This is a genomic window from Cupriavidus sp. SHE (genome assembly GCF_000812445.1).
GTDB lineage: Bacteria > Pseudomonadota > Gammaproteobacteria > Burkholderiales > Burkholderiaceae > Cupriavidus > Cupriavidus metallidurans.
In genome coordinates this window covers 41,539-64,981 of the sequence record NZ_JWMB01000007.1, presented here as the reverse complement: position 1 = coordinate 64,981, position 23,443 = coordinate 41,539, and the positions used below count along the sequence as shown (strand labels likewise).

The 23,443-nt window shown below is 64.3% G+C and carries 25 protein-coding genes and 1 pseudogene; 13 read left to right on the top strand and 13 right to left on the bottom strand.

Annotation, left to right across the window (positions count from 1 at the left end; translation table 11 throughout):
- Window positions 1-53: 53 nt before the first annotated feature.
- Window positions 54-692, bottom strand: a complete 639-nt coding sequence (locus tag RN01_RS03290) for a helix-turn-helix domain-containing protein (RefSeq protein WP_011518605.1) — start codon at window positions 690-692, stop codon at window positions 54-56.
- 109 nt (window positions 693-801) lie between these two features.
- Between RN01_RS03290 and RN01_RS03285 the strand changes: the two genes are divergently transcribed.
- Together RN01_RS03285 and RN01_RS03280 are read left to right on the top strand one after the other, a co-directional pair.
- Window positions 802-1,806, top strand: a complete 1,005-nt coding sequence (locus RN01_RS03285; protein ID WP_024570679.1) for a tripartite tricarboxylate transporter substrate binding protein — start codon at window positions 802-804, stop codon at window positions 1,804-1,806.
- Between the two features lie 45 nt (window positions 1,807-1,851).
- On the top strand, window positions 1,852-2,628 hold the full coding sequence (locus RN01_RS03280) for an aldolase (RefSeq protein ID WP_011518603.1): 777 nt from the start codon (window positions 1,852-1,854) through the stop codon (window positions 2,626-2,628).
- Between the two features lie 58 nt (window positions 2,629-2,686).
- On the opposite strand, the gene RN01_RS03275 is transcribed toward RN01_RS03280, so the two are convergent.
- On the bottom strand, window positions 2,687-3,484 hold the full coding sequence (locus RN01_RS03275; RefSeq protein WP_024570678.1) for a GntR family transcriptional regulator: 798 nt from the start codon (window positions 3,482-3,484) through the stop codon (window positions 2,687-2,689).
- A 143-nt stretch (window positions 3,485-3,627) separates the two neighbouring features.
- Between RN01_RS03275 and RN01_RS03270 the strand changes: the two genes are divergently transcribed.
- From RN01_RS03270 to RN01_RS35045, 7 genes and pseudogenes are all read left to right on the top strand, one after another.
- Window positions 3,628-5,052: an MFS transporter gene (locus RN01_RS03270; protein WP_024570677.1), complete on the top strand. Its 1,425-nt coding sequence runs from the start codon at window positions 3,628-3,630 to the stop codon at window positions 5,050-5,052.
- Window positions 5,053-5,095: 43 nt separating this feature from the next.
- Window positions 5,096-5,965 carry an oxaloacetate decarboxylase gene (locus RN01_RS03265; protein ID WP_024570676.1) on the top strand — a complete coding sequence of 290 codons (870 nt, stop codon included), beginning with the start codon at window positions 5,096-5,098 and terminating at the stop codon, window positions 5,963-5,965.
- A 3-nt stretch (window positions 5,966-5,968) separates the two neighbouring features.
- The gene (gene leuC / locus RN01_RS03260; RefSeq protein ID WP_017514812.1) at window positions 5,969-7,366 is read left to right on the top strand and encodes a 3-isopropylmalate dehydratase large subunit; all 1,398 of its coding nucleotides are present in this window, start codon (window positions 5,969-5,971) and stop codon (window positions 7,364-7,366) included.
- A gap of 1 nt (window position 7,367) precedes the next feature.
- Window positions 7,368-8,009, top strand: a complete 642-nt coding sequence (leuD, locus tag RN01_RS03255) for a 3-isopropylmalate dehydratase small subunit (protein ID WP_024570675.1) — start codon at window positions 7,368-7,370, stop codon at window positions 8,007-8,009.
- Complete coding sequence (locus tag RN01_RS03250; RefSeq protein ID WP_008644275.1) at window positions 8,003-8,569, top strand: YbhB/YbcL family Raf kinase inhibitor-like protein; 567 nt, start codon at window positions 8,003-8,005, stop codon at window positions 8,567-8,569. The genes leuD and RN01_RS03250 overlap by 7 nt, the downstream gene beginning before the upstream one ends.
- 16 nt (window positions 8,570-8,585) lie before the next feature.
- On the top strand, window positions 8,586-10,016 hold the full coding sequence (locus tag RN01_RS03245) for an MmgE/PrpD family protein (RefSeq protein WP_017513800.1): 1,431 nt from the start codon (window positions 8,586-8,588) through the stop codon (window positions 10,014-10,016).
- Window positions 10,001-10,132: pseudogene (locus RN01_RS35045) on the top strand (helix-turn-helix domain-containing protein); the annotation flags it as partial. The gene RN01_RS03245 and the pseudogene RN01_RS35045, both read left to right, overlap by 16 nt.
- A gap of 85 nt (window positions 10,133-10,217) precedes the next feature.
- Here RN01_RS35045 and RN01_RS03240 read toward each other — a convergent pair.
- The 4 genes from RN01_RS03240 to RN01_RS03225 form a co-directional block, all read right to left on the bottom strand.
- A complete protein-coding gene (locus RN01_RS03240; protein ID WP_017513801.1) occupies window positions 10,218-11,327 on the bottom strand; it encodes an alkene reductase in 1,110 nt (369 codons plus the stop codon).
- Window positions 11,328-11,334: 7 nt separating this feature from the next.
- Window positions 11,335-11,970 carry a TetR/AcrR family transcriptional regulator gene (locus RN01_RS03235; RefSeq protein WP_011518597.1) on the bottom strand — a complete coding sequence of 212 codons (636 nt, stop codon included), beginning with the start codon at window positions 11,968-11,970 and terminating at the stop codon, window positions 11,335-11,337.
- A gap of 99 nt (window positions 11,971-12,069) precedes the next feature.
- Window positions 12,070-13,056, bottom strand: a complete 987-nt coding sequence (locus RN01_RS03230) for a tripartite tricarboxylate transporter substrate binding protein (protein WP_017513803.1) — start codon at window positions 13,054-13,056, stop codon at window positions 12,070-12,072.
- A 47-nt stretch (window positions 13,057-13,103) separates the two neighbouring features.
- Window positions 13,104-13,862, bottom strand: coding sequence for an enoyl-CoA hydratase/isomerase family protein (locus tag RN01_RS03225; protein WP_017513804.1), 759 nt, complete (start codon window positions 13,860-13,862; stop codon window positions 13,104-13,106).
- Between the two features lie 189 nt (window positions 13,863-14,051).
- Here RN01_RS03225 and RN01_RS03220 point away from each other — a divergent pair, with 189 nt between their 5' ends.
- Window positions 14,052-14,735, top strand: a complete 684-nt coding sequence (locus RN01_RS03220; RefSeq protein WP_024570673.1) for a GntR family transcriptional regulator — start codon at window positions 14,052-14,054, stop codon at window positions 14,733-14,735.
- 14 nt (window positions 14,736-14,749) lie between these two features.
- Here RN01_RS03220 and RN01_RS03215 read toward each other — a convergent pair whose 3' ends face one another.
- Window positions 14,750-15,976, bottom strand: coding sequence for a CaiB/BaiF CoA-transferase family protein (locus RN01_RS03215; protein WP_017511264.1), 1,227 nt, complete (start codon window positions 15,974-15,976; stop codon window positions 14,750-14,752).
- A gap of 95 nt (window positions 15,977-16,071) precedes the next feature.
- Window positions 16,072-16,782 (bottom strand): YoaK family protein, encoded by a 711-nt coding sequence (locus RN01_RS03210; protein ID WP_017511265.1) that lies wholly within the window; start codon window positions 16,780-16,782, stop codon window positions 16,072-16,074.
- Window positions 16,783-16,877: 95 nt separating this feature from the next.
- Between RN01_RS03210 and RN01_RS03205 the strand changes: the two genes are divergently transcribed.
- A complete protein-coding gene (locus RN01_RS03205) occupies window positions 16,878-18,002 on the top strand; it encodes a porin (RefSeq protein ID WP_024570671.1) in 1,125 nt (374 codons plus the stop codon).
- A 108-nt stretch (window positions 18,003-18,110) separates the two neighbouring features.
- Here the strand turns inward: RN01_RS03205 and wrbA are convergent, their stop codons facing one another.
- The 4 genes from wrbA to RN01_RS03185 all read right to left on the bottom strand — a co-directional run bounded on the left by wrbA (window position 18,111) and on the right by RN01_RS03185 (window position 20,387).
- The gene (gene wrbA, locus RN01_RS03200) at window positions 18,111-18,710 is read right to left on the bottom strand and encodes an NAD(P)H:quinone oxidoreductase (protein WP_011518590.1); all 600 of its coding nucleotides are present in this window, start codon (window positions 18,708-18,710) and stop codon (window positions 18,111-18,113) included.
- An 87-nt stretch (window positions 18,711-18,797) separates the two neighbouring features.
- Window positions 18,798-19,163 (bottom strand): nuclear transport factor 2 family protein, encoded by a 366-nt coding sequence (locus tag RN01_RS03195; RefSeq protein ID WP_017511267.1) that lies wholly within the window; start codon window positions 19,161-19,163, stop codon window positions 18,798-18,800.
- A gap of 50 nt (window positions 19,164-19,213) precedes the next feature.
- Window positions 19,214-19,636: a DoxX family protein gene (locus RN01_RS03190; protein ID WP_024570670.1), complete on the bottom strand. Its 423-nt coding sequence runs from the start codon at window positions 19,634-19,636 to the stop codon at window positions 19,214-19,216.
- Between the two features lie 52 nt (window positions 19,637-19,688).
- Entirely contained in the window at window positions 19,689-20,387 is a 699-nt protein-coding gene (locus tag RN01_RS03185) for a pirin family protein (RefSeq protein WP_024570669.1), read from the bottom strand.
- 180 nt (window positions 20,388-20,567) lie between these two features.
- Between RN01_RS03185 and RN01_RS03180 the strand changes: the two genes are divergently transcribed.
- Complete coding sequence (locus tag RN01_RS03180) at window positions 20,568-21,485, top strand: LysR substrate-binding domain-containing protein (RefSeq protein ID WP_024570668.1); 918 nt, start codon at window positions 20,568-20,570, stop codon at window positions 21,483-21,485.
- 28 nt (window positions 21,486-21,513) lie between these two features.
- On the opposite strand, the gene RN01_RS03175 is transcribed toward RN01_RS03180, so the two are convergent.
- Window positions 21,514-22,749, bottom strand: coding sequence for an NADH:flavin oxidoreductase/NADH oxidase family protein (locus RN01_RS03175; RefSeq protein ID WP_017511271.1), 1,236 nt, complete (start codon window positions 22,747-22,749; stop codon window positions 21,514-21,516).
- Between the two features lie 96 nt (window positions 22,750-22,845).
- On the opposite strand from RN01_RS03175, the gene RN01_RS03170 reads away from it, so the two are divergent.
- Window positions 22,846-23,259, top strand: coding sequence for a MerR family transcriptional regulator (locus RN01_RS03170; protein WP_017511272.1), 414 nt, complete (start codon window positions 22,846-22,848; stop codon window positions 23,257-23,259).
- Window positions 23,260-23,443: the final 184 nt, after the last annotated feature.

Genomic DNA, 23,443 nt, shown 5'->3' with positions numbered 1-23,443 from the left:
GATCCGTTGTTGCCTGGAGCGAGAGTCAGCCTCCGCGAGGGTTCGCCCTCGCGTCACGCCTTCTTGCGATCGCTGACGACCACCAGGGCCTGTGCCTGAATCCGCCCCAGCGAACGTGACCGGTGCGGAATGGAAGCGTTGAAATACAGCGAATCGCCAGCGCTCATGCGCACGGTACGGTCGTCGAACAGGACTTCCATTTCGCCCGAGACGACGAAGATCAGTTCCTCTCCCGCATGGCTCGCCATGGGCTGGTCTTCCTCCAGCGTGAACGGCGGCACCATGATGAACGGCTGCATCGCCTTGTCGGGCCGTTCGGTCGCAATGGCCTCGTAGGTATAGCCAAGGCGCTCCGTGGACGGGCTGAAGGGAATCCGGTCCGCCGCCCGGATGTGAAGAATCTCGTTGGCACGCGACGACCGCGTGATGAGCTGATCCACCGTCACGCCCAGCGCATCGGCCAGCTTGAGCACAGTGCCAATGGTCGGCGACGACAGTCCCCGCTCCAGCTTGGACAGGTAGCTCTTGGTCAGTGACGCGCGTTGCGCCAGTTCTTCGAGCGTCAGGCCGTTGAGTTTGCGCAGCTCGGCCAGCCGCTCGGCAATGCTCGGCTCGGCCGCCACGGGTTCCACTTTTTGCTTTTTGCTCATCCCGGAATCGAGGTTTGTGCGCGCCTGAACCGGCGCATCCATCGGTCCGCGATTTTACGGCCCGATGGACCCACCCGGCAACTCGGTTGCACTAAGGACACTTTGGTGTCATGCTAGACACACTTGTTTCCAATATGCCCCCTAAAGGAGAATGCAAGTGCGTCCCACCCGCCCTACCTGCCCCCACCGCCGCCGTAGCCTGTCGTCCATGGCTAGCCTGGCTGCCGCCATGCTGCTGAGTATCCCGTTCACCGCCAATGCCACCGGATACCCCGACAAGCCAATCACCCTGGTCGTGCCGTTTGGCGCCGGTGGCATTACCGACCTTATCGCGCGAGCGACGGGCAAGGCGCTCTCCGAGCAGCTTGGCCAGTCGGTGGTGGTAGAGAATCGGCCCGGCGCCGGCGGCAACATCGCGGCCGACTTCGTGCGGCGCGCGCGCCCCGATGGCTACACGCTGATGTTTGCCACCGTTGGCGTGCTGGCCGTCAATCCGCATACGGACGTCAAGGTCAACTTCGATAGCGCGAAGGATTTCACCTACATCTCGCTCGTGGGGTCCACGCCATTCCTCGTCGTGGTTGGCGCGGATGTTCCGGCTAACACTCTGCCCGCACTGATCAAGCTCGCTCAGCGCAAGCCCGATGCCATCAGCGTCGGCACCGCCGGCGTGGGGAGCGCGCCCTATCAGGGAATGCGCATTTTCCAGGACGTGGCGAAGGTCGAATTCCTGCATGTGCCATTCAAGAGCGGCGCGGAATCCGTCACCAACGTCGTATCGGGCCAGGTCAACATGACGTTTGAAGCCACGCCCCAGGTGATGCCGTTCGTGACGTCCGGCAAGCTCCGCGCGCTGGCCGTGGCAAGCCCGCACCGGCTCTCCACCGCGCCGCAGGTACCCTCCACAGCAGAGCTTGGCTTTCCATCACTGGTATCCGGCTCCGTTGCCGGCCTGATCGGACCCGCGGGACTTGATCCGGCCATCGTGAAAAAACTCAATGCCGCCGTGGCGAAGGTGGCTGCCGATCCGAAGTTCAAGGCAACGCTTATCGCGCAAGGGACCGAGCCCGCCGCGTCATCACCCGAACAATTCCGCAAGCTGATCAGCGACGAGAATCAGCGATGGTCTGCCCTGCTTGGCGCAGGCAACAAGTAAAGCCACCTCCTATCCCGACTCCAGCACATCCCTGAAGGACACAACATGGCCAATACCATGCAGTTGAGCAAGAGCGAAATCGTCGCGTCTTCGCTCGAAAAAATGCAGACCGAACTCCGCGCGGACAGGATGCCGCTGCGCGAAGCGGTCGCCGAGACCTGCCGGATCCTGTTCACGTTCGGGCACGATTCCGTGCTCTCCGGCCAGATCACGGCGCGGGCGGAACAACCGGGCACGTACTACACGCAACGCCTGGGTCTTGGCTTCGACGAAATCACGGCGGACAACCTCCTGCTCGTCAATGAGGACCTCGAAGTGATTTCGGGGAACGGGATGCCAAACCCCGCCAATCGCTTCCATTCATGGCTCTATCGCGCGCGCCCCGATCTGAACTGCATCGTTCACTCTCACGCGCCGCACGCTTCCGCGCTTGCCATGCTGGAAGTGCCGCTGACTATCTCGCATATGGACACGTGCGTGCTGTACGACCAGACCGCGTTCCTGGAAAAATGGCCTGGCATTCCAGTCGGCAATGAAGAGGGCGAACTCATCGCGGGCGCCCTGGGCGACAAGAAGGCGATTCTGCTGTCGCACCACGGCCTGCTGGTAGCGGGCGCGTCGGTGGAAGAAGCCTGTGTGCTGGGCGTGATGTTCGAGCGCGCCGCTCGCCTGCAACTGCTGGCGATGGCCGCCGGGGAGATCCAGCCGATTCCGCCCGAACTCGGTCGCGAGGCTCAACGCTGGGTCAGCACGCAGAAGCGATTCGAAGCGACCTTCGCCTACTATTCGCGCCGCGCGCGCCGCCAGCTCGACGCGCAGTAAGGTTGGCGTAGTCCCCTCGACTGCCACAACGCCGCCGCCGGACCAGGCGGCCAGGCGGCTAGGCGGCGGCGTCGTGGACGATGCTTCCGGTCGCCGGCGTATTCATGGCCCCGACCGCGATATCCATCAGCACCCTGCTGCGCTCCGGCGACATCACGACCACAAGGTATTGCACGGGGTGCTGCTGATCGTCATAGATCAGCCGGTTGATACCGATCAGCGGCTGGCCCGGGGGTACCTGCAGCAGCCGCGCCTGCGCTGGCGACGCAGCGATGGCGGTGAACTCCTGCGCCACGCGCCCAAACCGGATGCCCCGCTTCATCAGCAGTTCGAACAGCGGCTCTGTTTCCAGATCCGACTGGTTGATCTCTCCGATATACGCCTCCGGCACCCATGTCTCGGTAATCATCACGGGCACCGCGGCCTTGCGGCGCAGGCGCGTCACATGCAGCAGCGGCGACGCCTCCTCGATCCCCAATAGCTGCGCGATATCCCCTGCCGCCAGCGGGCGTTCGAAGTCCAGCACTTCGACCGTCGTTTCATCCGAAATCTGACGTAGCGATTCGAGATACCCAAGCGTGGCCATCGGGCGCATCGCCGGCAGTTCAAGGCGAACGAACGTGCCCTTGCCCTGGCGCTTTTCGACCAGCCCTTCCGCTTCCAGATCGGCCAATGCGCGCCGCACGGTGATGCGCGAAACGCCAAACATGGCGCAAAGCTCTTCCTCCTTCGGAATCATCGCGCCGGCGCGGTACTGGCCGCGCACGATCTGATCGCGCAGGACCGTGAACATCTGCCGGTGCAACGACGTGCCCGGGCTGCGTTTTAGCGCGCTATGCATCACATCCGAAGTCATTTGTGGCGAATCCCTCCTGTCTGTCCGGAGCTTATCTGAAATTCCCCTTGCTGTGCCGTACCTATGACATCATAATAATATAACAACATTAATTGCGGATGAGGCAGCGCATGCCAAGTCCGTACAGATAAGACGGAGACAACATGACTGATCGGACGCTGTCCGCGGCATCGCAGGCCGCCCCCGCACGCATCAGTGCCGGCGAACTGGCCGCACGGATAGACCGCCTTCCGGCCACGCGCAGCACCTGGAGCCTGGTCCTGCTGCTCTCGCTGGGGGCCTACTTCGAGTTCTATGAGCTCTTCTCCACGGCCTATGTGCTGCCAGGGATCATCCACAGCGGCGTGCTCAGCGCGACCACGGAAGGCTTCTTCGCCCTCGACGGCGCGGCGAGCTATATCGCCGCGACGTTCCTTGGCCTCCTGATCGGCGTACTGGCATTCGGGTCGATTGCCGATCGGCTTGGGCGGCGCTCGGTATTCACCGTCGCCCTGCTCTGGTATTCGGCGTCGGCGGTATGCATGGCGTTCCAGCACGACGCGGCCTGGCTGAACTTCTGGCGGTTGATGACGGGCATCGGCCTCGGCGTGGAGCTGGTCACCATCGACGCCTACCTGAGCGAACTCGTGCCGGCGCGCATCCGTGGCCGCGCGTTTGCGGTGAGCGCGGTGATTTCCTACCTTGCCGTGCCCTCGGTCGCGCTGATGGCCTGGTGGTTCGTGCCGCGCACCGTGCTGGGTCTCGACGGCTGGCGCGTGGTGGTGCTTATGGGCGGCGTCGGAGCACTGTTCGTCTGGCTGTTGCGCCTGGGCCTGCCGGAAAGTCCTCGCTGGCTGGCCAGCCATGGCCGATTGCAGCAGGCCACGGCAGTGGTCGAGCAACTGGAAGCAAAAGCCCGCCAGCAGAGTGGCCGTCCCTTGCCGGCACCTCTTCCTCCGCGCGAGGTGCCCGTTGGCAAACCGGCCTCCTTCCGCGAGATCTGGCGCGCGCCATACCGACGCCGGACGGTCATGCTCGTACTGTTCCACGCCGCCCAGGCCATTGGTCTCTATGGCTTTTCGAACTGGATGCCCACGTTCCTGGTGCAGCGTGGCGTGGGGCTTTCCTCGAGCCTCGAGTACGGATTGATGGTCTCCCTCGTCGCACCGCTTGGCCCGCTGCTGGCGGTGGCCTTCGTCGATCGTGTCGAGCGCAAGACCCTGATCGTGGTCTCCGCGCTGGTAATGGCCGGCGCAGGCACGATGTTCGTGAACCTGAACAGCGGGGTCGCCATCCTGATGACGGGCGCGCTGCTGACACTCGGGGGAACCATGATTTCGCTGGGCTTCCACTCGTACCAGGCCGAGCTGTATCCGACGCGCCACCGCGCCAAGGCGATCGGCTTCGTTTATGCCGTGAGCCGTGTCTCCGGCGCATTGAGCGGATTTCTCATCGCCGCATCCCTGAAGCACGCGGGTGTGCCCGGCGCGGTGGGGCTCATCGTCGCCTGCATGCTGCTGGTGGCCCTGAGTATCGGCCTGCTCGGACCGCGTACCTCCGGCCTCTCGCTCGAGGAAATCAGTCAGTGACCAAACCCTTCGCATCATCCTCAAATCAAGCCAGGAGACCTCGATGAACGCTGCCACCAAGCTGCGCCAACTGCTCGCCCGACCGGAAATCGTGGTCGCACCGGGCGCTTATGACGGCCTGACCGCCCGCCTCGTTCAGCAGGCGGGATTCAGCGCCGTGTACATGACCGGCGCTGGCACCGCCGCTGCCCGCGGGTTCCCGGACTTTGGCCTGCTCGGCATGAGCGAAATGGTCGAGAACGCCGCCGTGCTCGCGCGTTCGGTGGACATCCCGCTGATTGCCGATGCCGACACCGGCTATGGCAACGAGCTCAACGTCACGCGCACCGTGCGCGAGTTCGAATCCCGCAACGTCGCGGCCATCCATATCGAGGACCAGGTCTTCTCCAAACGCTGCGGCCACCTGGACGGCAAGGAGATCGTGGAACGAAACGAGTTCCTGGCCAAGATCCGCGCCGCCGTGGCCGCGCGGCGGCACCCGGACTTCACGATCATCGCGCGGACCGATGCGCGCGCCGTGGTCAGCCTCGAAGAGGCCATCACCCGCGCGAACCTCGCACTCGAGGCCGGCGCCGATATGGCATTCGTGGAAGCGCCGCAGACCCGCGAAGAAGTCGCCACCATCCCGCGCGAAGTCAGCGGGCCTTGCCTGCTCAATCTGGTCCCCACCGGACGCACGCCGCTGCTGCCATTCGCAGAAGCTGGGGAACTCGGATATCGCATGGTCATCCTTCCCGGTCTTCTGCTCAAGGCCACCATCGAAGCCTGCGACGCCGTGCTGCAGGACGTGCAGCGCGAGGGGCAAATGCCCGCGCCCCGGATGGACGCGACCGTCGCCGCGCTGTTCCGCCGGCTGGGTGCCGACGAATGGAGCGCGCTCCGGCAGCACTTCCAGCAAAGCCATCAGGAGTGAAGCATGGGTCGAACGCATTTTGACAAGGTCTGGGATGCGCATGTCATCAAGGACCTCGGTGACGGCTGGGCGCTACTGCACATTGACCGGCATCTGCTGCACGATCTCTCCGGCGCGCCTGCCCTGGGGGAGCTCGCCAAGCGCAAGCTGCCGCCGCACAACCCGGAACTGTGCTTTGCAACGCCCGATCACGTCGTCTCCAGCGCGCCCGGCCGCACGGAAACAACGTATCCACTTGGTGCCATGCTCTGGGCCGGGCTCAAACAGGGGAGCGAAAAGGGCCGCATTCGTCTGTTCGATCTCGGCCAGCCGGGTCAAGGCATCGTTCACGTCATGGCGCCCGAACTTGGCATCGCGCTCCCCGGCACGACCCTGGTCTGCGGTGACAGCCATACGTGTACGAACGGCGGCCTTGGCTCGCTGGCCTTCGGTATCGGCTCGTCCGAAATCGTGCATGTATTGGCCACACAGACGCTGCGCCAACAAAAGCCGCGGCGTATGCGCGTGCGTGTCGATGGACGACTGCCCAGGGGCGTGACACCGAAAGACCTGGCCCTGCATATCATCGCAACACTCGGCGCATCCGCCGGCGTCGGCCACGCCGTGGAGTTCGCCGGACCGGCGATCGAAGCCATGCCGATCGAGGGCCGGCTGACCTTGTGCAACCTCGCGGTGGAGCTGGGCGCCAAATTCGCCATGGTCGCACCGGACGACGCCACGTTCGACTACCTGCGCGGCCGGCCTTTCGCCCCAAAGGGCGAGTTGTTCGAGCGTGCCGTCGAGACTTGGCGGTCCCTGGCCGGCGACGCGGACGCCATGTTCGATCGAGAAGAACGCATCGTTGCCGAAGCCGTGCGTCCGGTGATTACGTGGGGCACCAGTCCGGACCAGGCAGTCGCCATCGACCAGTGCGTGCCCCACCCGGACGATGCCCCAAGCCCGGCCGTAGCGGAGGAATGGCGCGCAGCGCAGGCGTACATGGGGCTAGAGACCGGACAGGCGTTGGCAGGCACGCCGGTCGACTGGGTTTTCATTGGCTCTTGCGCCAACTCCCGGCTATCCGATCTGCGCGATGCAGCACACGTCGTGCGTGGCCGCAGCGTAGCCGCCGGCGTGACGGCCTGGGTGGTGCCCGGCTCCGAACTGGTCAAGCGCGCCGCCGAGGCCGAAGGGCTGGATCGCGTCTTCGAAGATGCTGGATTCCAGTGGCGGGAGCCCGGCTGCAGCATGTGCGTGGCGGCCAACGGTGAACAGGTGCCTCCGGGTGCGCGAGCGGTCTCCACCTCGAACCGCAATTTCGTCGGCCGTCAGGGACCGGGCGCCCGCACGCATCTGGCCAGCCCGGCCATGGCAGCGGCCGCGGCGATCACTGGGGTGTTGACCGACATTCGGAGCTTCTGAGATGCAACCGTTCCATACACTTGCTGGCCTTGCGGCGCCGTTGCCCCGCGCCAACCTCGATACCGATGTCATCATCCGCATCGATCGCCTCACCACCGTACCCAGGGACCAACTCGGCGTGCACGCCTTCGAGGCGATTCGTTACCTGGCCGATGGCAGCCCCGATCCGACATTCCTTCCGGCCCTGCCCGAGTTCTCCGGCGCGCCGATTCTTGTCAGCGGCGCCAATTTCGGCTGCGGCTCGTCGCGCGAGAGCGCCGTCTGGGCGCTGCAGTCGATGGGCTATCGGTGCATCATCGCGCCAAGCTTCGGCAGCATCTTCTACAACAACTGCTTCCAGAACGGCATCCTGCCCTTGATTCTCGACGAGGCGCTGGTCAGCGAACTGATGAACCTCGCGCGCCATGCCATCCCGTTCAAGGTGGATCTCCAGCACAAGGTGGTCGAAGCCGGCGATCGCCGCTGGAGCTTCGATATCGACCCACTCCGCCGGGAGATGCTCCTACAGGGCCTCGACGAGATCGGGGGCACGCTGCTCGAAGACAACCTGATCCGTGCCTGGCAGGACGCCGACCGTCAGCGCCGGCCCTGGGTATGGAACCTGTCCGAAGCCAACGCCGATAGCGGAGTCAAATCATGCTGAGCCGCCTGCTGGGACGTCTCCTGAAAGGACGAAGGGCCGGAGAGCAACGCCTTGCCTGGCATCACCCGGCCGTTGCCTCTGCCCCCGCTCTGCTGGAACTCAGCAGCGGCAGCTTCGGCGCCGGGCAAACGATTCCGGTCGCGCACGCCGGCAAGGGCGTCGGCGAGAATCGCTCGCCCGCACTCGCGTGGCGCGGCTTGCCTTCGGAGACCGAGGAACTGGTGCTGATCATCGAAGATGCCGATGCGCCCTTGCCACGCCCATTCGTGCACATGATCGCCACCGGCATCGACCCCAACCTGCCCGGCCTGCCGGAGGCCGCCTTCAATCCACCGGCAAGCATCCATGCCGTGCTGGGCCGCAACAGCTTCGGCAAAACCGCCTATGCCGGCCCGAGAGCCCTACCCGGCCACGGCCCCCATCGCTACTCCTTCCAGTTGCTGGCACTCAACGGGAAACTGCATTTCGACAAACCGCCGACGCTGCCCGAAGTGCTGGCGCAGCTTGACCGATCGGTCCTCGCCCGCGGCCGTCTGGATGGCATTTTCGAACGTATCTGAAAACATGGAGAACAGCATGAGCGAACAGGCTCGACGACAGGCCAGCGATCCCTCCGGCCCAACCGGTCAACTGGCTACCTGGCTGGCCAACTTCGACTTGAGCGCGGTGCCTGACACCGTGCGCGAACGGGCCAGATTGCTGCTGCTGGACGGCGTGGGTTGCGCGCTGGTTGGCGCCCAGCTGCCGTGGTCCCGCACCGCGGTCGAATCGGTCATGGCCCTCGAAGCCGAAGGGCCGTGCAGCATTATTGGATGGGGTCGCAAGGCGACCGCTCCGGTGGCCGCCTTGCTCAATGGCACCTTCATCCAGGGGTTCGAACTCGACGACTTCCATCCGCTGGCGCCGCTGCATAGCGCGTCACTGATCCTGCCTTCGCTACTCGCCACGGCGGAAAGACTTGGCGGCATCCGTGGCGATCGGATGCTGGCGGCGGCGATCGCCGGCTTCGAGGTGGGTCCGCGCGTCGGCCTGGCCCTGCACGGTGGCCAAATGTTGTCGCGTGGATGGCATTCCGGTCCGGTGTTCGGCACGCATGCGGCGGCTGCGGCCGTGGGCTTGCTGCTACAACTGGACGCCGCGGGCTTCGAAGACGCCCTTGGACTGGCGGCAACGCAGTCCGCCGGCCTGATGGCCGCGCAATATGAAGCGATGTCGAAACGTATGCACCACGGCTTTGCCGCGCGTAACGGACTCTACGCAGCCCATCTGGCGGCCAGCGGCTACAGCGGTATCCAGCGCGTTTTCGAGCGCGAGTACGGTGGCTTTCTCTCGACCTTTGGCGAGGGGCACAACCCCGATGCCACACAGATCGCGCACGGACTCGGCGACCACTGGGAAACGCCCCGCTTCGTGCTCAAGGCCCATGCGGCGATGGGCGGGCTGCACGCAGGCATCGATGGCCTCCTCGATCTCGTCGCCACGCACCGGTTCCGCGCCGAGGATGTCGAGCGCATCGACGTCGACCTGTCCCACGCCGTCTATCACCACGGCTGGTGGGACCTCGCGCGGCCAATCACCCCGATTGCCGCCCAGATGAACATCGCCTACGCGCTTGCGGTGACGCTGCTGGATGGCGAAGCCATGGTGCGACAGTTCGCGCCCGAACGCATCGACCGCGATGACGTGTGGGCACTCATTCCACGGATTCGCGCGCACCACGACGCCGGATTCGACCAGGCCGGCGCGCTTGGCCGTGGCCGGACCCGCCTGCGCATTCGCCTGCGTGACGGCACCGAGTTGCTGGCCGAACAACCGGCCCCCAAGTCCGCCCTGCATCCGATGAGCCGCGAGCAGGTGGTGGCCAAGTACCGACGACTCACCGACGGCCTGCTAACCGCGCAGCGCCAACGCGCCATCGAGGATTGCCTGCTGTCGCTGGATGACCTGGAGGATTCGACCACGCTCACCGAACTACTGGCGGGACCGGTGGGATCGGCGATGTCGTAGCGTCTGGCCGCCTCGACGATCTGGAGCGGCAGGCGATACGCGCCGCCATCAACGATGCGCGCGGCAACCTTTCAAAGGCCGCCAGAACGCTGGGGATTTCAAGAAGCACGCGCTACGTCAAGCTTGCCGCGATCCGGACCTATGGACATAAGGACATAGGTCCGGATGCAAACTCGCCCTTAGAGCGCGCGAGGCCGAAGATCAGGCCAATGCCGGATAGTCGACATAGCCGTGCGGGCCAGTACCGCCGTAGAGCGACGCGTCCTCGAACGGACTGTTCAGCGGGTGGTTCTCACGGAAGCGGCGCGGCAGGTCTGGGTTGGTGATCATCTTGCGGCCGAACGAGACCATGTCGGCACGGCCGGCGCGGATCGCTTCCTCGGCCATTTCCTTGCTGTAGCCGTTATTGAGCATCCACACGCCCGAGTACAGGCGGTGCAGCGCCTCGTAGTCGAACGGCACATTGTCGCGCGGGCCACCCGTGTAGCCTTCGACCACGTGGATGTACACCGGATGGAGTTTTTCCAGCTCACGCACAACGTATTCGAAAAGCGGCTGCGGGTTGCTTTCCACCGCGTCGTTGACCGGCGACACCGGCGCCAGTCGGACACCCACGCGATCGGCACCGATTTCGGCAGTCACCGCCGCCATGACTTCCAGCAGGAAGCGGGCGCGGTTCTCGATGCTGCCGCCGTAGGCGTCGGTACGCTTGTTCGTGCCATCGCGCAGGAAGGCATCGAGCAGATAGCCGTGCGCGCCATGCACTTCGACGCCATCGAAGCCAGCCTTGATCGCGTTGGCCGCGGCGACGCGGAAGTCATTCACGATCTCCGGAATCTCCGAAGCTTCCAGCGCGCGCGGAAGCGAGCATTCGACGTAGCCCTGGCCGTTGATATACGTCTTGGCATTGGCCGCAATGGCCGAAGGCGCCACCGGTGCCTGATTGTCCGGCTGGAAATGCGAGTGCGACATGCGACCCGTGTGCCAGATCTGCAGGAAAATCTTGCCGCCTTGCGCGTGCACGGCGTCGGTCACCGTCTTCCAGGCCGCGATCTGCTCGGGCGTGTAGACGCCGGGGGTGTTCGTGTAGCCCTGGGCCGTCTCCGAAACCTGCGTGGCTTCGGCAATGATCAGGCCGACGCTGGCGCGCTGGCGGTAGTACTCGACCACCATCTCGGTCGGCACCAGATCGTCATCGGCGCGGCTGCGCGTGAGCGGTGCCATGGCCATGCGGTTGGCGAGTTCGATACGGCCCAGCTTGATCGGCTGAAACAGGGCTTCGGTGAGGAATGCTTCGGTCTGTGCACCCATGAATGACTTACTCCAAGGTTGGACTGTGGTGGATGCCGGCCGCGGCGGCCGGCTGGAACAGGTGGTCGAACATCAGGTCGACGCTGCGGCGTAGCGGGGCAACCGAGCGTTCAATCTTCATACGCAGCAAGGCGCCCTCCCACGTATCCCAGACGAGCCCCGAGAGCTCGGCTGACGCGATATCGGCGCGGATTTCGCCGTGCGCCTGGGCGAGGCTGATCATGCCGGCCAGCCGTTCGCGCCAGGCGAACTGGGCGTCCTGCAGCACGGCCCGACAGGTATCGCTCGTCAAGGCGATCTCGGCAGCGAAGTTGCCGATCAGGCAACCCGCCTGCGTGGGACAGCATTCGTGATAGGCAATCATCCGCGTGAAGACATAGCGGATCGCCGCCATCGGCTCGGGCGGGGCGTCCTCCATCATGGCTTCCCATGAGCGGTGCAGATAATCGGCGTACTCCGCGATGATCGCTGCCGCGAACGCTTCCTTGCTTTCGAAGTGGTTGTAGAACGAGCCCTTCGGCACGCCAGCGTGATCGGTGATCTGCTGGATGCCGGTGGCGTTGTAGCCGTGGTGGGAGAACAGTTCGCGACCCGCCTTGGTCAGGCGGTTCGGAATGTCGGTCTTGTCTGATGTACGAGCCATGGCGGAAATAATATGACCAGTCGTCTTAAAAAGTCAAACGCCTGAATCGTCACTATTTCCGCCATTGGCCATGGGCCTGGCGGCCCTGCTCCGCCCAGCCTAGTCCAGATGTGCGCCAGACTGCTCAATCAATTGCTTGGACTTGGCCCCTTCCGCCAACGCCCATTTGCGGAATTCATCCGGCGACGCAGAAGGCAGCGCCTGGTTGCCTTGCGCCGCGAGCTTCTGCACCACCTCGGGATCGCTCAATGCCTTCTGGCTTGCGGCAAAAAGCTTGCGCACGACATCGGGCGGTAGATTGGCCGGGCCAAACAACCCGAACCAGAACGTGAAGTCGTAGCCTTTGACGCTGCTCTCCGACACTGTGGGCAGGTTCGGCAGCAACGGCGACCGCTTCTCCGACGTCACGGCCAGCGCCTTGAGCTTGCCGGTCTCCACCATCGGCAGCACGGACGGCGGCGTGGCGAAGATCATTTGCGCATCGCCAGCAATCACGGCCGTCACGGCCGGCGCGCCGCCCTTGAACGGCACGTGCTCCATCCGCGTGCCGCCGAGCTTGTTGAAGTAGACACCAGCCATATGCGGCGCCCCGCCGCTGCCGGATGAAGCATAGAAGTACTTGCCGGGATTCTGCTTCGCCTTGGCGATCAGTTCCTGCACCGACTTCACACCAATATCGTTATTCACCGCCAGGACCATCGGCGCGATGGTCCAGCGCGAGATCGGCGTGAAGTCCTTCTGCCCGTCGTAGCGAATTGTCTTGTAGAGGACCTTGTCCGCTCCGAAGAGGTTCGCGCTACCCATGAAGACCGTATAGCCATCGGGCTCGGCGCGGGCTGCCGCTTCCGCCGCGATGGTCGTGCCGGCGCCGGGCTTGTTGTCGATGATGATGCTCTGCCCCAGGTCCCGGGACATTCTTTCCGCGACGATGCGCGCCACGGCATCAGCGCCACCGCCTGGCGGGAAACCGACGATCAGCCGGATCGGTTTGGTTGGATACGCGGCAGGGCCCTGCGCCCACGCCAGCGTCATCGGCACCAGCAACGCGGCGGCGATGCATATCTTCGATGCCTTCGCTATCTTCATGCTTCTGTCTCCATTTCGGTTCTACTGATGAAAGCCGGCTCCCTGGACTAGTTGCCCTGGAACCTTGGTTTGCGCTTTTCCCTCCAGGCCAGCGCGCCCTCCTTGATGTCAGCCGATTGCGCGGCGCGTGCAACGTCGACAGCCAGTTCCTCGACATCGAGCACGCCCCGCGCAATCCGGTTGAGATGTTTTTTCATGCCCAGCACCGCGAGCGGCGCCATGCTGGCGACCGTTTCGCTCAGCGCATCGACGTTCGCGTCGAGGTCGGCGGCGTCGACCAGCGATGTCAAAAAGCCGCAGCGCAGCAGTTCGTCCGACTGGAGCCGGGCTGCGGTCAGGAAGAGCCGCTTGGCCGTGTCCAGGCCGAGCCTGGTCACGTATCGCTCCATGCCACGCTTGTAGAAATGCAGGCCGAGACGCGCGGCGGGCATGAACATGTCCGTTGTCGGTACGCCAACGCGGAAGTCGCACGCGAGCGCGAGATCGGTGCCGCCGCCATAGACGCCACCGTTTAGCGCGGCGATGGTGACAGGCCGGCAGTCCTCGACCGCGTTGACGAGTTCTTCAAAGCCCGACCCGCCCTGCCCCGCCGCGAGCTTGCCGATATCGAAGCCGCTGCAGAAGTACTTCCCGGTGCCACGAATCCGCAGGACGAGCGCTTCGCTGGCGTTCACCGTTTCGATATGGCGATGAATCTCGTCAAGGTCATCGGGCCCAAGGCGATTGGCGACGTCGGGGCGCTGGAATGTGATGGTGGCAACTCGCCCTTCGATGGCGAGCGAGGGCAATCCGGATGTGTCGGTCATAGGAGGTTTGGGGATGAAGGTGTGTAAAGGCGTAGAGGCATAAAGGCGCTCACGCAGCAAATTTATGCATGCGTAAACAAACCTTATGTGTACATAAACGACGAAAAAGATCGAATTCCGGGCCGGAAGACGGCCGGTAAGCGCCGGCAGCAGCGTAGAATCGCCACATCTACAGCGATGAACACAGGCATGTCGGAAGAAAAGAAGAGCCGCACCGAAACCATCAGGTCCGAGATAGAGCAGGAAATCCTGTCCGGGCACCTGCCGAGCGGCACCCAGATCGATGAACAGCAACTGATCGACCGTTTCGGCGTGTCCCGCACGCCCGCGCGCGAAGCTCTGATCCAGCTCGCATCGGCCGGACTCGTCACCCTGGTGCCGCGCCAGGGCGCGATCGTGTCGTCGATTACATTGCGCGACTACGTCGCGCTGAGCGAGATCCTGGTCCAGTTGGAATCGCTTGCCGCCCGACTCGCCTCGCGCCGCATGACGCCGGCGGAGCGTGACGCGCTGGAGACCGCCTACGAAGCGTGCGCGGCCGCACAGGGAGATGCCGAGGCCTACCGCGCCGCCAACGACGAATTCCATGGCGTGCTCTACGAGGGCAGCCGCAACGACATCCTGGCCAAGCAGATCCGCACCATGCGCGCGCGGATGCGTGGCATGCGGGACTACCGCTTCGAGCACCCCGCGCGCGTTCGCGCATCGCTGGCCGAGCACAAGGCCGTGCTCGACGCGATCAAGGTTGGCGACGAGGATGCCGCCGCCGAAGCGATGGTCCGGCACATCTCCGCGGGCGGCAATGTCTATGCCGACATGATCGCGGCGATGCCCGACGATGGCGCGGCGGTCGGCCGCGGACGTCGCCCGTAAGCACATCACGCGCATCACGCCGCGACCGGATGAGCGCAGTCGTGGACCACGGCGTTGCGCAGCAGGTCCTCGATCTCTCCCGCGGCAAATCCAAACTCCCGCAGCACCGAACTGGAATGCTCGCCCAGCGCGGGGGCCGGGCCGGTCGAACTGGCGTTGCCCCCGTCGAACAGAACGGGTAGCCCCAGCGCGCGCGTCATGCCGCCGCCTGGCTTGCGGGCTTCCACGACCATCCCGACTGCCTTCGCCTGCGGATGCTCCAGTGCCTGCGCCACGTTCTGAACCGGGCCGACAGGCACCCCCACGGCATCGAATCGCTCTACCCACGTCGCCACCGGCGCGCCCTTCAGGACATCGGTGATCAACAGTTCGAGTTCGGCACGGCGCGCGAGTCTTTCCGCCGCGCTGTCGAAACGCGGATCGGCCTTCCACTCCGGATGGCCCAGCACATCGGCGATGCGCTCCCAGTTGGTCTGATTGGCGCCCCCCAGCGCGATACCGCCATCAGCGCATTGATACACCTGGTAAGGCGCGATGAGCGGATGCGCCGTGCCGACCGGCTTCGCAATCGCCCCGGTCGAGAAGTAGGCCGCCGCGTACCAGTAAAGCTGCTGCATCGACGCCTGCAGCAGCGAGGTCTCGACGCGCGAGCCCTCGCCCGTGCGTAGCCGGTTGATGTACGCGGCCAGGATACCGAATGCGGCCAGGATGCCGGCATTGACGTCGGCGATCGACATGCCCGGCTTGACCGGGTCGCGGCCGGGCTCTCCTGTCACGCTGATGAGCCCCGAGAACGCCTGCAGAATCAGGTCGAAGCCACCTTTGCTGGCCAGCGGCCCCGTCCGTCCGTATCCGGTGATCGAGCAGTAGATCAGGGCCGGATTCACCTCGCGCAGCACGTCGTAGCCAAGGCCCAGTTTCTCCATCACTCCCAGACGGAAGTTCTCGGTCAGCACATCGGCCTGGGCAACCATCCGCTTGAGCACCGCCTTGCCCTCTTCCTTGCGCAGGTCGAGGCCGAGCGACCGCTTGCCGCGATTGACAATCAGGAAGGAAGGCGGCAATCCGCTGTCGCCCTGCCGGCGGTACTTCCGCGCGTCGTCCCCGGCGGGAAATCGCTCGATCTTGACCACGTCGGCCCCTAGATCGCCAAGCATCAGCCCACAGGTGGGGCCCGCCAGGATCTGTGACAACTCAAGCACTTTTACGCCAGCCAGCGGGCGGAACTCATTGGCTTCCATTTTTTGAATACGTTGACGCTGTTAATGTATGCGGATGGTACACCAAAATATTTCAAAGCAAAAAGGCAAAATTTCGATGGCAGGCGAACCCCGGTTCAGGCCAGCGCCACCCGGCCGGGCCAACGCTGGCGACACACCGCCGCCAGCAGCAGCACCGGCAGGAAGACGCACCAGAAACTGACCGCCTGATAGGCAAGCGCGCCGAGCACCGCGCCAGCGGCAAACCCCACCACGGCTGGCAGCATCTTGCGCAGCCGCGTGACGATTGCCCCGGTCTGTTCCGGGCTGGCGGAAGTCAGATCGACGAGATCGATCACGACCTGGGTAGTGTTGCCAGTCATGATGGTGGTCGGCCCCAGATCGGCCAGCGCGGTACGGGACAACGCGTTCTGGATGCCCATGGCCACCACGGCCAGCATTCCCGCAAGCGTGGACGGCAACGCATTGGCCGTCAGGCCAGCGCCAGCCTTCGCCCAAAGCCCGGTGCCGATGAATAGCAGCAGGAACAGGCATTCGATGGCGAGCAGCAGCGCAACCACCGGGCGCTGGCGTCGCGCGAAACTCGACTCGAGCACACGTGTGGCAGCCACTGCGACGACAAAGGCCGGCAGTGCCAGCAGCTTGGTTGCCAGGCCGTCCGAGTTCCCGGTCAACTCCACGCCGATCATGATGAAGTTGCCGGTCACGTGGGCCGTGAACAGCCCGAACAGGGCGATGAAGCCAACCACATCGACAAAGCCTGCGACAAACGACAGCACACCGCCGTGCATGCTGGCCGGAATAGGTTTCTGGTTCTCGAGCGCCATGATTCCCTTGTAGTGGTCCCTCTATCGATCAGCGTCGATTCCCGTCCGCGCGACGCTTCACTACTATAGGAATCAAACCAACGGGGGAGCGCGAGATGACAAGAGTTGGCGTGAGGCACTGGATGCGCCCCCTGGCGACGTTGGCGGCGTTGGCGGCGTCGGCCACCTGCCTGGTCGGCACGGCGAACGCCCAGTCATCCGTTGTGATCTACGGGCGACTCAATACGGCCCTCGAGTACGCGTCAGCCTCCACCGCGACCGACGGCACCCACCTGGGCGGCACTGCGCGGCTGACCAACAACCGGTCCGTTTTTGGTATTCGCGGCGAGGAGGCGCTCGGCTATGGGCTCAAGGCCATCTGGCAGGTCGAGAGCACGCTGTCGATCGACACCGGCGCGGGGCAGATCGCCGCACGCGACACGCGGCTCGGCATGGCCAGCCCGTATGGCACCGTATTCATGGGCAACTGGGATACGGCCTATACCACTTCGACCAAGACCCTCGACCCCTACTACCCGACCACCGCCGGCTATATGTCGATCATGGGCAATGGCGCGGCCGCCACCGCGGACAACGTCCAGAACACCAACTCGTTCGACCGGCGCCAGCAGAACTCCCTGCATTACCAGACGCCGCAATGGCGCGGGTTAAGCGGCGCGATGACCTGGGGCCTGCCGGAAGAAAAGATCAGCGTGCCGCGCAATCCGGCGCTGTACTCGTTCGCGGGTGCGTACGAACACGGCCCGCTCAGTGTGTCGATGGCCTACGAGATCCATCAGCACTATCAGACCGCCGGCCGTAACGACGATGGCATGAAGGTCGGCGTCTCCTACCAGTTCCCCACGACGACGATCGCCCTGGTGTACGAGCGATTGCACTATCGCACTGCCACCGGTGACCTGACGCGCAACAGCTACTACACCTCACTGGTCCAGAAGCTCGGACCCGGCAGCGTGAAGATCGGCTTCACGTTCGCCAGCAACGGCGCGGGCAATGCGACCGAGACGATTGGGTCATTCCATGCCGGCCCCGAGACCGGCGCCACGCAGATCACTGTTGGCTACGACTATCCGCTTTCCAAGCGCACGTCGATCTATACCTACTACAGCCGGATCAACAACAAGCGGAACGCCCTCTATGACTTCGCCATCAACGGCCTGGGCGTGAAGGCCGGCGCCGATCCACAGACCTTCGCACTGGCCATGCGGCATAACTTCTAGCACCCGAGCGCGCCGTCCCGCGATGGGCGAAAGGAAGCGACGCCCAGGCAAGGCGCCACTCCCTGTCCGACTGCCCCCGGCAGGCCGCTCAGCTAGCGATGCACATCCTCAGCCGAACAGCTTGTTCGCGGTCTTCGCGATCAGTTCGCCCTGGTGGCGCGCACCCTCGAGTTCGATGGCGCTCGGTTGACGCTGCCCTTGTCCACCAGCGATGGTCGTCGCGCCATACGGCGACCCGCCGACGATTTCATCCAGCGTCATCTGCCCTTGATGGCTGTACGGCAAGCCGACGATGGTCATGCCGAAGTGCAGCAGGTTGGCAATGATCGAGAACAGCGTGGCTTCCTGCCCGCCGTGCTGAGTGGCGGTAGACGTGAAAGCGCCACCGACCTTGCCGTTCAGCACGCCGCGCATCCACAGGCCACCGGCCTGATCGAGAAACGCCGCCATCTGCGAGGAAATGCGCCCGAAGCGGGTTGGCGTGCCGACCACGATGGCGTCGTAGTTAGCCAGATCCTCCACCGTGGCTACCGGCGCTTTCTGGTCGACCTTGAAGTGGGAGGCCTCGGCCACCGCCGCCGGCACCGTTTCCGGTACCCGCTTGACATCGACGGTAGCGCCGGTGGCGCGAGCGCCTTCAGCGACTGCCTCCGCCAGGGCTTCCACGTGCCCGTAGGTGGAGTAATACAGCACCAGGACCTTGGACATTTGCAGACTCCTTCATGAGGTTTCTATGGTTCCGGCAACGCCGGAGGGATTCGGCAGCGCCAGCCTTTGAGGCAGGCGCGCCACGACTCAAGGCAGTTCGTCGAAGAAGAGATAAACGGCAACAATGCGGCCGTCCCTGGTAACGATGAAGTCGGTGCCCGCATAGGCAGGCGCTTCGCCAGGACGCCCCGATACCCATCGAATGCGCCCCCCATCCCCCGCCACCTCGGGCTCGGCAATCGGCTGATACCGGAAGTCCGGATGCGACGCCTTGATAACACCTGCAATCCTGTCGATCGCCTCGCGGCCACGATGGACACCGCTGTTCGGATCGTAGAACACGCAGTCGTCAGTAAAGATATCGTCGATGGCACGGCGCCTGCGCGCCGGATCGATTTCGCCGAAGACGTCTTCAAGATTGCGCCGCAACAGCGTTGGAATACTGTTCTGCATTGGTTGCCTCCTGCAGGCAATTCGTCATGCTTGCCAAGCAAGCGCCGATATCAGTTCGCCCGCAAGGCCGTCTTGCGCGGCGCCGGCCCCGCAAGACGCGCGTCCAGGCTCCATGCGCCCGCACCAAAGCTGGCGATCTGCAAAAGGCCGCCCGCGATCATCAGGTTCTTCAGGAAGTGAATCATCTGATTCTGATCGGCGAAGTTGTGATGGAAGAAAACGGCTGTCGCCACGCAGAATGCCGCCATCACTAGCGACGCCGCACGCACCCGATAACCCGACAACAGCATCATGCCGCCGCCCACCTCGACCGCCACCGCGATCAGGTACGCCAGCGGCGCCGCCGGCAGGCCGACTGCGGAAATATAGCCAACGGTGCCGCCATATGCGGCCAGTTTGCCGAGGCCGCTCATGAGAAATGGCGCACCGAGCATGATGCGGCCGAGTAGCGGGTAGTACTTGTTGTGTTCCATGGTCATGTCCTTTCAGACGAAAGTGATTCGAGGTGGATGGATCAAGTGACTCTCAACGGGTTTCCACCATCACCAGTTCAGAGTGTTCAAGCGCCGCGACGTCGATGGATGCGGCATTCGTGATCGCCACCCCATCGCGTAGCCCGACGAACTCGCCATCCACGGCGATACGTCCCGAAGCCACCACGAGGTAGGCGTTGCTGTGTGGAGCGAATGAATGTGTGAGGCGATCACCGGGCCCGAGTGTCGCGGCGAGAAGCCGAGCATTCGCACGGATCGGCAGTGCGTCGCCGTCGCCGGGGAATCCACTGGCCAGTACTGCGAAGCTGCCGGATCGGGCAGCCTCGGGAAAAGGCCGGGTCTCCCATCGCGGGTCGCCGCCACGTTCGCGCGGCAGCAGCCAGATCTGATAGAGCCTGAGCGGCTCGCTGCCGCGGTTGGACTCGGCGTGACGAATGCCACGGCCCGCACTCATCACCTGGACCTCTCCTGCCCGGATCGTGCCGATGGAGCCCAGCGTGTCACGGTGTTCGAGCGTCCCCTGGCGGACATACGTGACGATCTCCATGTCGCGGTGCCCATGAAGCGGAAAGCCTCCACCGACCGCTATCTCGTCGTCATTCCAGACAATCAGCGAGCCAAGCGGGTGATGCGCGGGGTTGCCAGCGGCATCGACCTGGAAGTGGTGCTTCGCGCGGAGCCAGCCATGATCGGCTGCATCCAGTGATTCCCAACGCCGGTGTACGAGCATTTCCATCCCCTCGGTCAGGCCGTCCGCAATCGGCCGGCTCTCCCATCGACCCGCACGATTTAGCGTGGTCTCTGGTTGGGATGAATGCTAGGCAAGCAACGACAATGGCGAAATATCCGAGTTTGCAAAGCATCGTTGTCACCAGTAGGATGATCTGATCATCCTGAAGCGCCTCCTCACATGGATCAGATCCCGGACCTCAATGACCTTCGGCTGTTCGCTGAAGTGGTGGATCGCGGCAGCTTCACTGCCGCCGCCCGTAGCCTTGGCCAGCAGACATCGAAACTGAGTCGGCGCATCCGCGCGCTGGAAGAGGCGCTTGGGGTGCGCCTGCTGAACCGCACCAGCCGCAGCCTGTCGTTGACGGAGACCGGGCGACGCTTTCACCAGCACTGCCTTGCGGTGGTGGCCGAAGCCAGGGCCGCCAAGGAGATCGTCGACCAGACCCGCTCGCAGCCACAGGGCACCGTGCGGATCAGTTGCCCGGTTGCGCTTCTCAGCTCGGGTGTCGCCGAGACCATCTCCCGTTACGTGCGCGACAACCCACAGGTGCAGGTTCTGGTCGACGCCACCAATCGCCGCGTCGACGTCATCGAGGAAGGGCTGGACTTCGCGATCCGCGTCAGGCCCGCGCCGCTGGAGGACACCGACCTCGCGGTCCGGCAACTGGGCTTGTCCACGTTCGTCCTCGTCGCAAGTCCGGAACTGGCAAGGCTGCACGCCCAGCCAGCCTCGATCGAGTCGCTACAGGACTGGTCGACCATTGCCATGGCCAGCAACAACGAGCGATACGTCTGGAACCTCGTCGATGCCGGCGGAAAGGAGCGTGCTTTCGCCCACCGCCCCCGACTCGCGACGGACGATATCGCTAGCCTGAAAATCGCCGCGATGCTCGGCGTCGGCGTGGCCATGCTGCCGAGGGAATTCATCGAAGAAGATCTGCAGTCTGGCCGGCTGCTGCATCTGCTGCCCGAACTGGCCTCGACAAGTGGGCTCGTGCACGCGATCTTTCCGACGCGGCGCGGCATGGTGCCCGCCGTGCGCCATCTGCTCGATGCACTCGTCGCCGGATTCGAAGCCGTGAATCAGGGGCGGTAGTGGGCCGGCCCCTTACCCCTTATTACCCTCAGCCCAACTCCCGCCCCATCATCCAGCGCTTGTAACGCCTTGTCTGGCAGGTGTTGGCCATTTGCTGCATGACCAGTGCCCTGAGCGGGGAGACCCGTGGATGCGTGCCGCGTCCCTGGCTGAGCCGCTTGAGCTGGAACTTGACCACGGCCATGTTGGCCAGCGAACCCAGCACCTTGTTCTTCCATGTGATCGGGCGGAGCGCGGGCGCGTTGTTCTTGCCCGCCAACCAATCGCGCGGCAGATTGGGATCGATGGACAGCGCGGTGGCGATGCCAACCATCGCAATGCCGCTATCGACCACCTGGTCGGCCACGGCGCGGCGGCGGATACCACCCGTGACCATCAGCGGCATCTGCGCGATGGCTGCGATATCACGCGCAAAGGCCAGAAAGTACGCCTCGCGCTCGAGCGTGCGCCCATCCCGCGCCTGCCCTTGCATGGCCGGGGCTTCGTAGCTACCGCCCGACAGTTCCACCAGATCGACGCCGAGCGGATTGAGCAGCTCGACCACGCGCTTCGCATCATCGGGGCTGAATCCCCCGCGCTGGAAATCGGCCGAGTTCAGCTTGACGGACACCACAAAAGCCGGCGACACCGCCTGCCGCACCGCACGCACGATGTCGAGCAGCAGACGCGCGCGGTTCTCGATCGGGCCACCCCATTGGTCGTGCCGCCGGTTAGCCAGCGGCGACAGGAACTGACTGAGCAGATAGCCATGGGCCGCGTGGATCTGCACCCCAGTGAAGCCGCTCTGTTCGGCCAGGTGCGCGCTGCAGACGAAGCGCTCGCGCACATCGTCGATGTCGGCTGCCGTCATCTCCCTGGGAACGGGAAACTGCCTGGACAGCGCGCCCAGTTCCAGCGGAACGGCTGACGGCGCCAGCGTGGTCTGTCCCAGCGCGGCGGGCATCTGGCGGCCGGGGTGGTTGATCTGCATCCAGACGTGGGCGCCGTGGGCGCGTGCGATCCGCGCCCATTGCCGGAAGCGATCCAGATGGGCGTCGTTCTCCAGCACGACGCCATTCGGTCCGGTCATCGCCCGGTGATCGACCATGACATTGCCCGTAAGGATCAGGCCAGCGCCTCCCGCGGCCCAGGCTTCGTAGAGCCGTAGCAATGCGTCAGATGGCGCATGGTCCGCATCGGCCATGTTCTCTTCCATGGCGGCCTTGGCCAGGCGGTTGGGAATGACTGCGCCGTTGGGCAGGGTAAGGGGCGTGAACAGTTTCATGGCTGGGGTTCGCAGGCATTTGCGCATTGCGTTGACGACTGCGTAACCCTAAGCTTAAAGTCAACTTTAATGTCAAGTCCCCCTGGAACACTGCAGATGAAGATAGGAGAACTGGCACGCCTGAGCGGCGTGGCCGCCTCGCGCATTCGGTTCTACGAGGCAAGCGGTCTGCTCCAGCCGGCACAGCGGCAGGCCAATGGCTACCGCGAATACGCCCCGGAAACGCTGACACGGCTGGAAATCATCCTGCGGGCCCAGAACGCCGGCTTCTCGCTCGACGAAATCCGCGCCATCCTTCCGACCCATCTCAATGACTGGCCACGCGACAAGCTCATCGAGGTATTGCGGCGCAAGGCCGGCGAGATCGAATTGTTGGAACAGCGGCTGGCTGGCACCCGGCGCGACCTGCTCGCGCTCGCCCACGACATCGAGAACCTTGCCGACGACGAAGACTGCTCGGGACACGCGCGGCACGTGCTCGGGCAGATGAATCAGCGCTCCGGGCGCTGATCCATGCTGTTTCTCTCGCTGATTGCGCCGGTTACGCCGGTTACGTCGTGCATGACCCGTGCATGACCCGGCGATGCTGGACCAAAGTCCCCTACCCGATCCAGGCGTCGATTGATAGGCTTAGCTGCAGTGGCTCCCACGAGCCACTGGTGGCTTGACGCCTGTACAAAGCGGAAAGGACCAG

Coding starts and splice junctions, on each gene's coding strand:
- RN01_RS03290 (WP_011518605.1), bottom strand. CDS start 692: ATGGATGCGCCGGTTCAGGCGCGCACAAACCTCGATTCCGGGATGAGC.
- RN01_RS03285 (WP_024570679.1), top strand. CDS start 802: ATGCAAGTGCGTCCCACCCGCCCTACCTGCCCCCACCGCCGCCGTAGC.
- RN01_RS03280 (WP_011518603.1), top strand. CDS start 1,852: ATGGCCAATACCATGCAGTTGAGCAAGAGCGAAATCGTCGCGTCTTCG.
- RN01_RS03275 (WP_024570678.1), bottom strand. CDS start 3,484: ATGACTTCGGATGTGATGCATAGCGCGCTAAAACGCAGCCCGGGCACG.
- RN01_RS03270 (WP_024570677.1), top strand. CDS start 3,628: ATGACTGATCGGACGCTGTCCGCGGCATCGCAGGCCGCCCCCGCACGC.
- RN01_RS03265 (WP_024570676.1), top strand. CDS start 5,096: ATGAACGCTGCCACCAAGCTGCGCCAACTGCTCGCCCGACCGGAAATC.
- leuC (WP_017514812.1), top strand. CDS start 5,969: ATGGGTCGAACGCATTTTGACAAGGTCTGGGATGCGCATGTCATCAAG.
- leuD (WP_024570675.1), top strand. CDS start 7,368: ATGCAACCGTTCCATACACTTGCTGGCCTTGCGGCGCCGTTGCCCCGC.
- RN01_RS03250 (WP_008644275.1), top strand. CDS start 8,003: ATGCTGAGCCGCCTGCTGGGACGTCTCCTGAAAGGACGAAGGGCCGGA.
- RN01_RS03245 (WP_017513800.1), top strand. CDS start 8,586: ATGAGCGAACAGGCTCGACGACAGGCCAGCGATCCCTCCGGCCCAACC.
- RN01_RS03240 (WP_017513801.1), bottom strand. CDS start 11,327: ATGGGTGCACAGACCGAAGCATTCCTCACCGAAGCCCTGTTTCAGCCG.
- RN01_RS03235 (WP_011518597.1), bottom strand. CDS start 11,970: ATGGCTCGTACATCAGACAAGACCGACATTCCGAACCGCCTGACCAAG.
- RN01_RS03230 (WP_017513803.1), bottom strand. CDS start 13,056: ATGAAGATAGCGAAGGCATCGAAGATATGCATCGCCGCCGCGTTGCTG.
- RN01_RS03225 (WP_017513804.1), bottom strand. CDS start 13,862: ATGACCGACACATCCGGATTGCCCTCGCTCGCCATCGAAGGGCGAGTT.
- RN01_RS03220 (WP_024570673.1), top strand. CDS start 14,052: ATGTCGGAAGAAAAGAAGAGCCGCACCGAAACCATCAGGTCCGAGATA.
- RN01_RS03215 (WP_017511264.1), bottom strand. CDS start 15,976: ATGGAAGCCAATGAGTTCCGCCCGCTGGCTGGCGTAAAAGTGCTTGAG.
- RN01_RS03210 (WP_017511265.1), bottom strand. CDS start 16,782: ATGGCGCTCGAGAACCAGAAACCTATTCCGGCCAGCATGCACGGCGGT.
- RN01_RS03205 (WP_024570671.1), top strand. CDS start 16,878: ATGACAAGAGTTGGCGTGAGGCACTGGATGCGCCCCCTGGCGACGTTG.
- wrbA (WP_011518590.1), bottom strand. CDS start 18,710: ATGTCCAAGGTCCTGGTGCTGTATTACTCCACCTACGGGCACGTGGAA.
- RN01_RS03195 (WP_017511267.1), bottom strand. CDS start 19,163: ATGCAGAACAGTATTCCAACGCTGTTGCGGCGCAATCTTGAAGACGTC.
- RN01_RS03190 (WP_024570670.1), bottom strand. CDS start 19,636: ATGGAACACAACAAGTACTACCCGCTACTCGGCCGCATCATGCTCGGT.
- RN01_RS03185 (WP_024570669.1), bottom strand. CDS start 20,387: ATGCTCGTACACCGGCGTTGGGAATCACTGGATGCAGCCGATCATGGC.
- RN01_RS03180 (WP_024570668.1), top strand. CDS start 20,568: ATGGATCAGATCCCGGACCTCAATGACCTTCGGCTGTTCGCTGAAGTG.
- RN01_RS03175 (WP_017511271.1), bottom strand. CDS start 22,749: ATGAAACTGTTCACGCCCCTTACCCTGCCCAACGGCGCAGTCATTCCC.
- RN01_RS03170 (WP_017511272.1), top strand. CDS start 22,846: ATGAAGATAGGAGAACTGGCACGCCTGAGCGGCGTGGCCGCCTCGCGC.